This is a genomic window from Acidovorax facilis (assembly GCF_050626955.1).
Taxonomy (GTDB): domain Bacteria; phylum Pseudomonadota; class Gammaproteobacteria; order Burkholderiales; family Burkholderiaceae_C; genus Acidovorax; species Acidovorax facilis.
Genome location: NZ_CP192460.1, coordinates 3,587,110 through 3,599,242, shown reverse-complemented (window position 1 = coordinate 3,599,242; position 12,133 = coordinate 3,587,110). Strand labels below are relative to the sequence as shown.

The window sequence follows — 12,133 nt, the reverse complement described above, 5'->3', positions numbered from 1 at the left end:
TTCCCTTTGCCCGCCATCTGCCAGCGTGATGGCGCTGAAACAGACGGCGGGTTGTGTGCAACCCCAACGACGTCTTTGACAGGAGTACAGGCATGACCAACAGTACCGGCAGCGCTGCCCACGTGGCGGGGCTAATGCCCGGCGGAGCCTCCAACACGCTCGCCAATGAAGATCTGCTCCCCACCACCGCCGCGCAGCGACACTGGACCTGGAAAGACTTCGCCGCACTTTGGGTGGGCATGGTCGTGTGTGTGCCCACCTACACCATGGCCAGCTCCATGTTGGACCAGGGCTTCACCTGGCAGATGGCGGTGTGGCTGGTGTTCCTGGCCAACTGCATCGTGCTCGTGCCCATGGTGCTGATCGGCCGCGTGGGACCCAAATATGGTGTGCCGTTCCCGGTGTTGGCGCGCGCTTCATTCGGTGTGAAAGGCGCCAACCTGCCTGCCGTGTTGCGGGGCCTGGTGGCCTGTGGCTGGTTCTCCATCAATTGCTATTTCGGCGCGCTGGCGCTGCATGGTTTCCTGAACATCCTGGGTATGGGGCTCGCGGGCCCGGCCGAGGGGCAGACCATCAGCACCTCGCAGTTCATGTGTTTCCTCGCGTTCTGGGCAGTGCACATCTACTTCATCTGGAAGGGCCCAGAGTCCATCCGCAAGCTCGAAGTGATCGCCGCGCCGCTGATGATCATTGCGTCCATCGTGCTCGTGGTGGTGCTGATGATGAAGGTGCCTTCGGGCCAGCTCTTCAACCTGCCTGCCAAGGTGGTCGAGGGTGGCCCCAAGACCTGGGCGGCGCTGACGGGCCTGGTCGGCTTCTGGGCCACGCTGGCACTCAACATTCCCGACTTCACGCGCTTTGCCAAGTCGCAAAAGGACCAGGTCATGGGCCAGGCTATCGGCCTGCCGATTCCCATGGCGCTGTTCTCCATGGTAGGTGTGATCGGCTTCTCGGCCTCGGCCATCCTGTACGGCAAGGCGCAACTGTTCCCCGACGGCTTGCTCACGCAAATGGGCAGCGTGGCTGCGGGCGTGGGCCTGCTGGTGATCCTGCTGGCCAACCTGACCACCAACGTCGCCGCCAACCTGGTGTCGCCGTCGTATGACTTCAGCCAGGTCGCACCGTCCAAGATCAGCTTCCGCATGGGTGGCCTGATCGCCGCGCTGATTGGTCTGGTGTTCATGCCCTGGAAGCTGCTGGCCACCTCGGGCGGCTACCTGTTCACTTGGCTGGGCGGCTACGGCACGCTGCTGGGCGCCATCGCGGGCATCCTGCTGGTGGACTACTACCTCGTGCGCAAGAGCGAGCTGAAGGTGGACGACCTGTACCGCCGCGGCGGCGAATACGAGTACAGCAATGGCTGGAACGTGCAGGCGCTGATTGCCTTTGCGCTGGGCGTGCTGCCCTGCCTGCCGGGCTACCTGGCTGTGTCGGGCGTGATCGACAAGGCGGCTGTGCCCGGCCTGCTGCTGGCGCTGTTTGACTTTGGCTGGTTCTTCAGCCTGGCCGTGGCCGGCACCTACTACTACCTGACTGCCAAGAAAAAGTGACCCCTTGGCCCTGCCTGGGCCTGGTGCCAGTGCAGGGCCTTTTTTTGATCTGATCCGCATCCCTGAAGGAGACCCCCCATGACCCAAGCCCTTGTGATCCGCGGTGGTACCGTGGTCAACGCCGACCGTGAACAGCGCGCCGATGTGTTGTGCGTCGATGGCCGCATCGTGGCCGTGGGGGATGGGGCTGCGGCGCAGGCCCCCGCAGGTGCGCAGACGCTGGACGCCAGCGGCCAGTACGTGCTGCCTGGTGGCATCGACCCGCACACCCACATGCAGCTGCCGTTCATGGGCACCGTCACCATGGACGACTTCTTCACCGGCACGGCCGCCGCGCTGGCGGGCGGCACCACGAGCATCATCGACTTCGTGATCCCCGATCCGCAAGAACCCATCCTGGATGCTTATCGCAAGTGGCGCGGCTGGGCGGAGAAGTCGGCCGCTGACTATTCGTTTCACGTCGCCATCACCTGGTGGAGCGAGCAGGTGCGCGCCGACATGGCCACGCTGGTGCAGCAGGAGGGGGTGAACAGCTTCAAGCATTTCATGGCCTACAAGAACGCCATCATGTGCGACGACGAAACCCTGGTGAACAGCTTCAAGCGCGCGCTGGAGCTGGGCGCCATGCCCACGGTGCATGCCGAAAACGGCGAGCTGGTGTACCTGCTGCAGCAGGAGGTCGCCAAGATGGGCATCACCGGCCCCGAAGGCCACCCGCTGTCGCGCCCTCCCATGGTCGAGGCCGAGGCCGCCAACCGCGCCATTGCCATTGCCGACGTGCTGGGCGTGCCGATCTACGTGGTGCATGTGAGCTGCATGGAGTCGGCCGACGCCATTGCCCGCGCCCGTGCGCGCGGCCAGCGCGTGTACGGCGAGGTGCTGGCGGGCCACCTGCTGGTGGACGACAGTGTCTACCGTGATCCCGACTTCGCCAAGGCCGCCGCCTACGTGATGAGCCCGCCCTTCCGCCCAAAGGGCCACCAGGAGGCGCTGTGGCGCGGCCTGCAATCGGGCCAGCTGCACACCACGGCCACAGACCATTGCACTTTCTGCGCCGCGCAAAAGGCCATGGGCAAGGAGAACTTCGCCAAGATCCCCAACGGCACCGGCGGCGTGGAAGAGCGCATGGCCGCGCTGTGGGATGGTGGCGTGAACACTGGGCGCCTCACGCCCAGCGAGTTCGTGGCCATCACCTCGGCCAACGCGGCCAAGCTGTTCAACATCTATCCGCGCAAGGGGTTCATCGGCGAAGGTGCCGATGCCGACTTGGTGCTGTGGGACCCGCAAGGCACCAAGACCTTCTCGGCCAAGACGCAGTTCAGCAAGGGCGACTTCAACATCTTTGAAGGCCGCACCGTGCGCGGCATCCCCAGCCACACCATCAGCCAGGGCCGCGTGGTGTTTGCCAACGGCGACCTGCGGGCGGAGCAGGGCAAGGGCCGCTACATCAAGCGCCCCGCGTTTGGCGCCAACTTCCAGGCCGTGCAAAAACGTGCGCAAGACCTGGCCCCCACCGCCGTTGCACGCTGACCGCTGCAATGCATCCGGAGAACACCATGGACACCAAAGTGAAGACCGACATCGAGAACCTGCGCATCAACGGCGATCGCCTGTGGGCGTCACTCATGGAGCTGGCGCAGATCGGCGCCACCCCCAAGGGCGGCGTGTGCCGCCTCACGCTCACCGACCTGGACAAGCAAGGCCGTGACCTCGTGACCCGCTGGGCGCGCGAAGCGGGTATGACCGTCACCATTGACAAGATCGGCAACGGATTCATGCGCCGCCCCGGACGCAACAACAAACTGCCGCCCATCATGACCGGCAGCCACATCGACACCCAGCCCACGGGCGGGAAGTTCGACGGCAACTACGGCGTGCTGGCAGGCATCGAAGTCGTCCGCACGCTCAACGACCACGGCATCGAAACCGAGGCCCCCATCGAAGTCGCCTTCTGGACCAACGAAGAAGGCAGCCGCTTTGTGCCCGTGATGATGGGCTCGGGCGTCTTTGCCAAGGCCTTCACGCTGGAGCACGCCTACGCCGCCACCGACACCGAAGGCAAGACGGTGAAGGGCGAGCTGGAGCGCATCGGCTACATCGGAGACCAGGAACCGGGAGACCACCCCATCGGCGCCTACTTCGAAACCCACATCGAACAAGGCCCCGTACTCGAAGACAACGACAAGACCATCGGCGTGGTCAGCGGCGTGCTCGGCATTCGCTGGTTCGACTGCACCGTGACCGGCATGGAAGCCCACGCAGGCCCCACCCCCATGGCCCTGCGCAAGGACGCGATGCTGGCCGCCACGCGCATCATGCAAGACGTAGTCGCTGCCGCCCACCGCCACCCGCCGCACGGGCGCGGCACCGTGGGCATGGTGCAAGTGTTCCCCAACAGCCGCAACGTGATTCCGGGCCGGGTCAAGTTCAGCATCGACCTGCGCAACAGCACCGACGCGCTGGTCGACCAGATGGCTGCAGAGGTGAAGGCCTTTGCCGACCAGGTGGCCCAAGAACACGGCGTGCAGGTGCACATCGAGATGGTGTCGAGCTACCCCGCGCAACTCTTCCAGCCCGAGTGTGTGGAGGCCGTAGGCCGCGCAGCCGCCAAGCTGGGCTACAGCCACATGCCCGCTGTCTCGGGTGCGGGGCACGATGCGGTGTACATGGCCAAGCTCGCACCCAGCGGCATGATCTTCATCCCCTGCAAGGACGGCATCAGCCACAACGAGATCGAGGATGCGAAACCCGAGCACATCGAGGCCGGGTGCAACGTGCTGCTGCATGCCATGCTGGAGCGTGCCGGGACTTGATGCTATTCAAATAATAGCTTTATGCGCTTATTGGATAAGCGCTAGAGGCTGTTCTTGCTTGAAGTCTGGCTGCACGTTGTCAGTGCAGCTCCGTCAGCCCCAGGAAGTGGTCCAGCATGTGGAAGTGGTCTTCAAAGAATTCCTCTTCCATCCCCGCCAGCTGGTCGATGCGTGTCCACTGCACCAGCATCGCGTCGTCATCGGCCTGCACCAGCGGAAACGGCGCGTCCCCCAGGTCGAAGTAGTGCGCATGCGTGATGGTGCGGCCGCGCTGGCTACGGTCGGGGTGGTCGAACACGGCCACGGACTGCAGCGCGGCGCGCATGGTGGCCTCGGGCAGGTGGCAGTGGGTTTCTTCCACCAGTTCGCGCAGGCAGGACTGCCACACCGTTTCGCGCTGTTCGATGAAGCCACCGGGCACGGCCAGCTGGCCCTTGCCGGGTGCGTGTGCGCGGCGGATCAGCAGCACATGGTCCTGGCAGCGCAGCACCGCGTCCACCGTCACGAAGACGGGTGGGTAGGGCGCGGCGGCCCAGGCCTGGCGGTAGCCGCGCAGCATCTGCCACTCCTGCTGCAGCGCCAGGTAGTGCGGGGTCTGCGCAAACTCGGTCAGCGTGGCCAGGGTGCTGGCAGGCATCTGGTCGGCCAGGGGGGCGAGAGCAGACTGCACCGTGTCGGGTGTGGCGCCAAACCAGGCGTCGCGGATGGCGGTGGCGTCGATGGGGCCCTGGCGCTCCACATGGATCAGCTCCCAGCCCGGGAACGCGCTCAGGTAGCCGCTGGTGGCGTCCTTGAAGTGGCCCACCAGACCGATCCGCGCACCGGGTGTCGTCAGCCCCGCCACGCCCTGGCGCACGGCCTGCACCCAGACCGCCTCGTTGTAATAGTCGCGCATGGGCAGCACCACCATGCGGCTGCGGTCGGCCTCGGGCAGCGCATTGCGCAGCATGGCCTCGCGTTCTTGCCAGGTGAAGGGGTTCTTGGGCGAGCGCGCCTGCCAGGCCGAGCCCACCACCACGATGACCTGCTGCGCGCTGTCGAGCGCGCGCTGCAACAGCGCCATGTGGCCGTTGTGCACGGGCTCAAAACGCCCGATGTAGATGGCGGTATCGACCATGTGTCTCCAGTCGTTGTCGGGTAACTTTTAAGTGTTTTTGGCTTCTAGCGCTTATCCATAAAGCGCTAGCAGCTATCGTTTTAGTAGTGATTTTACCGTGGACCGATTTCACACATACCGCGCTGCAATCGGCATCTGCCGCCCGCTGCCAAAAGCCCGCGCCCGCACGCGCACGATGGGCGGGGCCTGACGGCGCTTGTATTCGTTGCGCGCCACCATCATGCGCACGCGCTGCACCAGGGCGCGGCCCGCGTCGTCGGTTTGCAGCTGGGCCACAAAATTCTGCGCCGCCTGGTGTTCCGCGGCAGAAAGTCGGTCGCCTTCGATCAGCAGCTTGAGCACTTCGTCGAGCACGGGGTAGGGCGGCAGGCTGTCCACATCGCGCTGGCCGGGGGCCAGCTCGGCAGAGGGCTCCTTGTCGATGATGGCCTGCGGAATCAGCGCGCGCCCGGCGTGTTCGTTGACGTGGCGCGACAGGGCAAACACCTCCGTCTTGTAGAGGTCGCCAATCAGGCCCAGGCCGCCATTGGTGTCGCCATACAGCGTGCAATAGCCTACCGAGATTTCACTCTTGTTGCACGTGGTGAGCAGCAGGTGGCCGAAGGCGTTGGAGTATTCCATCAGCACCGTTCCGCGAATGCGCGCCTGCAGATTCTCGAGCGGCAGGCCCACCAACGGTTTGCCAAAGCTGGCCTCGAACTGCTGCGCGTAGCCCGCCACCAGCTCGGCAATCGGGTGTGTGAAGAGCTGCACGCCCAGGTTGTCGCACAACGCCACCGAGTCATCGACCGAGCCGCTGCTGGAGTAGCGCGAGGGCATGGTGATGCCGACCACGTTGTCCGCACCCAGCGCTTCCACGGCCAAGGCGAGCGTCAGCGCGCTGTCGATGCCGCCCGAGCTGCCCACCACCACCTGCGTAAAGCCGCAGCGCCGCGCGTAGTCGCGCAGGCCCAGCACGATCTGTTGGCGGTAGAAGTCCATGGTGGGCAGGCCCTGTGCGGGCACGGGGGCGGGGCGTGCGCCTTCCGCGCTCAGAAAATGCCCGTTGTCGAACTGGAGGGTGCGCACGTCTTCCACAAACCGCTGCGCTTCAAAGACGACACCCGCATCGGGCTCGGCCGCGAACGATGCGCCGTCGTACACCACCTGGTCGTGCCCACCGATCTGATTCACGTACAGGATCGGCAGGCCGTGGCGGCGCGCGGCGTCGGCAAAGATCTGGTGGCGCTGCTCGCGTTTTCCAGTGTGGCTGGGACTGGCGTTGATGCTCACCACCAGGTCGGGCGCGGCATCGCGCATGCGCTCGAAGGGGTTGGTGGCGTAGTCGGCGCCGTGGTCGTTCCAGCCGTCTTCGCAGATCAGCAGGCCCACCTGCGTGCTGCCCACACGCAGCACCTTGGCCACGTCCGGGCCGGGCTCGAAGTGGCGGCGCTCGTCGAAGATGTTGTAGGTGGGTAGCAGCTGCTTGGCGTACTGCAGGCGCACAGCCCCGCCTTGCAGCACCAGCAGGCTGTTGTGCAGGCGCTTGCCGGGGCCGCGCGCGGGTGTGGGCGCGCCCACCACCCAGTGCAGTTGCGGAAGCTCGGCGGAGGCTTGCTGCAGCATGGCCAGGCCAGCCTCGATGCGTTGCTGAAAGCCGGTTTCCTCCAGCATGTCGCCGGGGTAGTAGCCGCACAGCGACAGCTCGCTGAACACGATGAGGTCGGCCTGTTCGCGCGCCGCCTGCTGCCCGGCGGCCACCATGCGGGCCACGTTGCCTTCGATGTCACCGACGGTGAAGTTGAGCTGGGCCAGGGTGATGCGGAGCATGGTGTCAGTCCTTCACGTTGAACACCTGACGCAGATAGGCCAGGTAGGTTTCATCGTCGCACAGCGTCTTGCCGGGCGTGTCCGACAGCTTGGCCACGGGCTGCCCGTTGGCGCGCACCAGTTTCATCACGATGTTCAGCGGCTTGTGGTCCGCGCCCATGTCGTTGGTGAGGTTTGTGCCGATGCCAAACCCGAGCTGCGTGCGGTCGCCAAAGTGGCGGTACAGCATGAGGGCGCGTTCCAGGTCGAGCCCGTCGGAGAACACCAGCCGCTTGGTGTGTGCGTCGATGCGCAGCCGGATGTAGTGGGCGAGGGCTTTTTCGCCCCAGGCCACCGGGTCGCCTGAGTCGTGCCGCAGGCCGTCGAACAGCTTGGCGAAGTACAGGTCAAAGTCAGCGAGAAAGGCGTCCATGCCCACGGTGTCGGTCAGCGCAATGCCCAGGTCGCCCCGGTATTCCTGCACCCAGTCTTCGAGTGCGGCCTTTTGGAAGTCGCGCAGCCGCACGCCCAGGGCCTGGTAGGTCTGCAAATACTCGTGCGCCATGGTGCCGATGGGCACCAGGTTCAAATCGCGCGCCAGCAGCACGTTGCTGGTGCCCTTGAACCACTGCGGCGCCTCTGTCGCAAAGGTCTGCACCACCTCGCGCTGCCAGGCGCCGCTGTAGCGGCGGCGCAGGCCAAAGTCGAACAGCTCGAAAGGGTGGCGCAGCGTGGCCTGTTGCGCCAGTGCCTGCAGCTGCAACACCTTGGCGGCCAGCCGTGCGCGGCCGCTGGCGAGGGCCTGGGCCGCGTCAAAACGGCGGAAGTACAGCTCGTTGACGATGGCCAGCACAAAGATCTCGAAGCCCATCACATGCACCTGCGGGCCACGCGCCACGATGTGCAGTTGCTCGCCGTCGGCCCAGGCGCTGATGAAGCTGCGCTGGAACTGGAAGATGCGCAGAAAGTCCACAAAGTCGCTCTTGATGTAGCGCAGCCCGCCCACGTAGGCCAGCTCGCCCTGCGTGAAGCGCAGGGTACACAGGTGGTCCAGCGCGGCGTTCACCTCGGGCAGCAGCTCGGCCAGCGGGTAGGCCGGGGTGTTGCGGCACACAAAGCGATATTCGCTTTGGGTTTGCGGGTGGCGGTGCAGCAGCGCCTGCCACATCGTGAACTTGTAGAGGTCGGTGTCGAGCAGGCTGGTGATGACGGGGTTCATGATGTTGCTCCAAAATTGGTAGCTGCTAGCGCTTGATAGATAAGCGCTAGAGCCTGATTTCATTCATATTGGCGAGCTGTGCACCGGCTGCGCGCATGGCGTCCAGAAACGCCCGGTGTTGCGCCTCGAAGCCGCCCACGGGGCTCATCCCGTCGGTCAGCAGCACGATGCGGCTGGCTTGCCAGCCGGGCAACAGGCGGGGCAGGTGCCGCACGATGTGTTCGGTGGTCGAGCGCACGCAGTGGCTGCTGGCCTCGCCCGCAATCAGCAGCACATCGGCCTGGCCCAGCGACTGCAGCAGGGCGGTGTTCAGCGCGGTGCTTTCGTCGTCCGCGTCGGGCACCTCGGCCTCGATGGCGCTGTAGTGTTCCGTCCAGGGGTTGGTGCCCTTGAACACATTGCGCACCGCGCGCTGGCGCCGGAGCTGCCAGACCCCAAAGGCGGCCAGCACATCGGCGTGTATGCCATGGCCCCAGCTGCCCACCTCGCAGTGCACGGGCCACACCATCAGCGTGTAGCGGCCCTGGGCTTCGAGTGCGTCCAGATACCCCAAGGTGCGGGGGAGGGCCGTGGTATCGCGCGGTGTGTAGTCGCCTGCGCGCACCTGGGCGGCGGTGATGGGGGTGAAGGGCGCCACATCGGCACCCGCGCCGGTCTGCCAGAAGCCAGGGTGAGCGATATCAAAGCGCTGGTGCGAATCGAGCGTAACGGTGATCCCATCAAGCTGGTCGCCCCGGTTGCGGATGAACTGGGCCAGGCGCTGCATGTCGGCATGGGCACCCGGCACAGGCAGGGCGGGTGCGGTGCGTTGGCCGGTCAGTACATCGGTGGGTTGCCAGGCCATGGGCAGGTCGCAGAAGTCGTTTTGGGGGTCGATCACCAGCAGCTGGATGTTGTGGGCCATGGTCTTCTCCTGGGTTGTTGGATGCAGTGTAATCTTGTTAGTAAAAAAAATGAACTAACTAAGTTGAAAGCACTTGTTTCGTATTGGTCTCAAAGAATTTGCGCTAGGGAATGTGGTTCGCGATCTGGGTGCCGGTTTGTTCATGCTTGTGACAAACTCGGCGCATGACCGAATCCGCTTTGCCCACTGTGATCTGTACCGTCGATGTGGTGTTGCTGACCTTGCAGCAAGGGGCGTTGCAAGTGGCCCTGTTGCGCCGTGAGCGCGCGCCGTTTGCCGGGGCTCTGGCGCTGCCGGGTGGCTACATCCATGCGCAAGAAGATGCCGATGCCCAGGCCAGCGCGGCCCGGGTGCTGCGCGACAAGGCGGGCTTGCAGAGCCCGTACCTGGAGCAGTTGGCCACCTTCTCCGGCCCGGTGCGCGACCCCCGGGGCTGGTCGCTGGCCGTCGCTTACTGTGCCCTGGTGCCGCCTGAGGTGCTGGCGCAGGCACCGCTAACGCTGGTACCCGTGGCCGAATTGCCTGCGCTGCCTTTTGACCACCGTGCCATGGTCGATGCCGCCGTGGCCCGCGTGCGCAGCAAAAGCCAGTATTCGTCCATGCCCGTGCACCTGTGCGCCGAGCCGTTCACACTGCCGCAGCTGCAGGCTGTGTACGAGGCGGTGCTGGGCGAGCCGGTCAACAAGGTGAGTTTTCGCCGCAAGATGGACGAGTTGGCCATGCTGGAGCCGGTGCCGGGAGCGCTGCAAGGCGGAGGCGCCCACCGCCCCGCGCAGCTGTACCGGGTGCGCCCGGCCTACCGGCGCAATCTGTCGCTGAGCGCACGCGGGCTGTAGCGCGGGCGCAGCGCACAAACTATTGGACCGCCGCACGGAAATCTGGCACAAACGCAAACTTTGTGTCCCACGAACGGTGGGTGCGTCGCGCGGGCCAGGGTGGCTGCCGTTGCACCACCAACAACAAGCCGGCACAACGCTGGCACCTGAGGGAAATCCATGTCTTTGCGGCTCAAATTCAACCTGGTGCTGGCGGCCGTGCTGCTGGTGGCAGCGGCGGGTGCGGGAGTTTATGTACACCGCTTTCTGCAGCAGTCTGCCATCGAGGAGGTGCAGCACAACTCGCAGATCATGATGCACGCGGCCATGGCGATCCGCGACTACACGACAGAGCTGGTCAAGCCCCACCTGGATGTGACGCTGGCCGAGAAATTCCTGCCACAGACGGTGCCTGCCTACGCGGCCACCGAAACCCTGCGCCGCCTGCAGAACCGGTTTCCGGGCTATGAGTACAAGGAGGCGGTGCTCAACCCCACCAACCTGCGCGACCGTGCCAACGAGTGGGAGGAGCGCATCATCAGCGACTTCCGCGAAGGCCGGGCCGACCTCAAGAAAGAGGTCACCGGCGAGGTGGGCGAGGGCATGCACCGCGCCATGTACGTGGCCCGCCCCATCACCATCAAGCAGGCGCAATGCATGGCCTGTCACAGCACACCGGCCGTGGCGCCGCCCACCATGCTCAAGGTCTATGGCGACAAGAACGGCTTTGGCTGGGGCATGAACGAGACGGTGGGCATCCAGGTGGTGAAGGTGCCGATGTACTTCCCGCTGGAGAAGGCGCGTCAGACCTTCAACACGGTGATGGCGGCGCTGGTGGGTAGTTTTGTGCTGCTTTTCGTCGGGCTCAACCTGTCGCTGTCGTCGCTGGTGATCGAGCCCATGGCGCGGCTCAACCGCAAGCTGGAAGACCTGGCCACCAAGGACTTCCTGACGGACCTGGTCAACCGCCGCCGCTTCTTTGAGAGGCTGGAGACCGAGATGGCCGACACCCGCATCAAGAAGGGCAGTCTGTCGGTGGTGATGTTTGACATCGACTTTTTCAAACGCATCAACGATACCTTTGGACATGACTCGGGCGATGTGGTGCTCAAGAGCACGGCGCTGCGCGTGCGCGAGCTGCTGCGGTCGTCCGACTGCGCTGCGCGTTTCGGGGGCGAGGAGTTCATCATCCTGCTCAAGGAAACCCCGGTGGATGCCGCCATGGCAATGGCCGAGGCGGTGCGCGCGCGCATTGCAGGCGTGCCGTTCGACGCGGTGGGCCATGTCAGCGCCAGTTTTGGCGTGGCCACCTGGGACCACAAGGAAGACAGCCACGCCCTGATCAAGCGCGCGGACACGGCGCTGTACAAGGCCAAGTCCAGCGGTCGCAACTGCGTGGTGCAGGCCGAAGAGTCCGTATGACCCCTTGCGTGTATCCGGGCCGAGCCCGGCACGCTCAGGCCATGGCGGCCTTGGCCTCCTCATAGTCAGCCCGGTAGTCCGCCGCCAGCGCGGTTTTTTGCTTCTCCGTCAGCAGCTTGCCAGCCATCTGGAAGAAGCGGTGTTCTTCTTCCTTGAGGTGGTGTTCCACCTTCTCCGCCAGTTTCTTGGCCAGCGGCAGCCAGCTGGGGCTCGCCGGGTCGGCCTCTTCCAGTGACTCCAGCAGTTCATCGAGCTGGTGGTGCTCTGAAATGGCGTGGCGGGACAGGTCGATGCCCGCGTCGTGCGCCATCAGTGGAATATAGAAGTGCCGTTCCTCAGCCCGTTCATGGGCCGTCAGTTCCTGCTTGAGCTGGTCAAACAGCTCGCGCCGCTCGGGGGTGTCTCCGCTGGTGTCGGTGAGTGCGGTGTACAGCGCTCGTTGGCGTTCGTGGCTCTCGCGCAGGGCTTCAAAGATATTGGTGGTGTCGGTCATAGTGCGGCTGTG

At 64.9% G+C, this 12,133-nt stretch carries 10 protein-coding genes; 5 read left to right on the top strand and 5 right to left on the bottom strand.

The window, feature by feature from the left end:
• The first annotated feature begins 92 nt into the window (after positions 1-92).
• The 3 genes from ACQ4MJ_RS16510 to ACQ4MJ_RS16500 all read left to right on the top strand — a co-directional run bounded on the left by ACQ4MJ_RS16510 (position 93) and on the right by ACQ4MJ_RS16500 (position 4,363).
• Positions 93-1,550 carry an NCS1 family nucleobase:cation symporter-1 gene (locus ACQ4MJ_RS16510; RefSeq protein WP_121507475.1) on the top strand — a complete coding sequence of 486 codons (1,458 nt, stop codon included), beginning with the start codon at positions 93-95 and terminating at the stop codon, positions 1,548-1,550.
• A 78-nt stretch (positions 1,551-1,628) separates the two neighbouring features.
• Positions 1,629-3,080: a dihydropyrimidinase gene (hydA, locus tag ACQ4MJ_RS16505; RefSeq protein ID WP_431151940.1), complete on the top strand. Its 1,452-nt coding sequence runs from the start codon at positions 1,629-1,631 to the stop codon at positions 3,078-3,080.
• Positions 3,081-3,106: 26 nt separating this feature from the next.
• A complete protein-coding gene (locus tag ACQ4MJ_RS16500) occupies positions 3,107-4,363 on the top strand; it encodes a Zn-dependent hydrolase (protein ID WP_431151941.1) in 1,257 nt (418 codons plus the stop codon).
• 79 nt (positions 4,364-4,442) lie between these two features.
• Here ACQ4MJ_RS16500 and ACQ4MJ_RS16495 read toward each other — a convergent pair whose 3' ends face one another.
• From ACQ4MJ_RS16495 to ACQ4MJ_RS16480, 4 genes are all read right to left on the bottom strand, one after another.
• Positions 4,443-5,480 (bottom strand): bifunctional nicotinamide-nucleotide adenylyltransferase/Nudix hydroxylase, encoded by a 1,038-nt coding sequence (locus ACQ4MJ_RS16495; RefSeq protein ID WP_431151942.1) that lies wholly within the window; start codon positions 5,478-5,480, stop codon positions 4,443-4,445.
• Between the two features lie 108 nt (positions 5,481-5,588).
• Entirely contained in the window at positions 5,589-7,289 is a 1,701-nt protein-coding gene (locus ACQ4MJ_RS16490; RefSeq protein ID WP_431151943.1) for an NAD+ synthase, read from the bottom strand.
• A gap of 4 nt (positions 7,290-7,293) precedes the next feature.
• The gene (pncB, locus tag ACQ4MJ_RS16485) at positions 7,294-8,487 is read right to left on the bottom strand and encodes a nicotinate phosphoribosyltransferase (RefSeq protein ID WP_431151944.1); all 1,194 of its coding nucleotides are present in this window, start codon (positions 8,485-8,487) and stop codon (positions 7,294-7,296) included.
• Between the two features lie 46 nt (positions 8,488-8,533).
• Positions 8,534-9,391 carry a cysteine hydrolase gene (locus ACQ4MJ_RS16480; RefSeq protein WP_431151945.1) on the bottom strand — a complete coding sequence of 286 codons (858 nt, stop codon included), beginning with the start codon at positions 9,389-9,391 and terminating at the stop codon, positions 8,534-8,536.
• 164 nt (positions 9,392-9,555) lie between these two features.
• Here ACQ4MJ_RS16480 and ACQ4MJ_RS16475 point away from each other — a divergent pair, with 164 nt between their 5' ends.
• Both ACQ4MJ_RS16475 and ACQ4MJ_RS16470 read left to right on the top strand, forming a co-directional pair.
• Positions 9,556-10,227, top strand: coding sequence for an NUDIX hydrolase (locus ACQ4MJ_RS16475; RefSeq protein ID WP_055399308.1), 672 nt, complete (start codon positions 9,556-9,558; stop codon positions 10,225-10,227).
• 159 nt (positions 10,228-10,386) lie between these two features.
• Complete coding sequence (locus tag ACQ4MJ_RS16470) at positions 10,387-11,628, top strand: diguanylate cyclase (protein ID WP_055399306.1); 1,242 nt, start codon at positions 10,387-10,389, stop codon at positions 11,626-11,628.
• Positions 11,629-11,662: 34 nt separating this feature from the next.
• Here the strand turns inward: ACQ4MJ_RS16470 and ACQ4MJ_RS16465 are convergent, their stop codons facing one another.
• Entirely contained in the window at positions 11,663-12,121 is a 459-nt protein-coding gene (locus ACQ4MJ_RS16465; RefSeq protein WP_099731133.1) for a hemerythrin domain-containing protein, read from the bottom strand.
• Positions 12,122-12,133 lie beyond the last annotated feature (12 nt).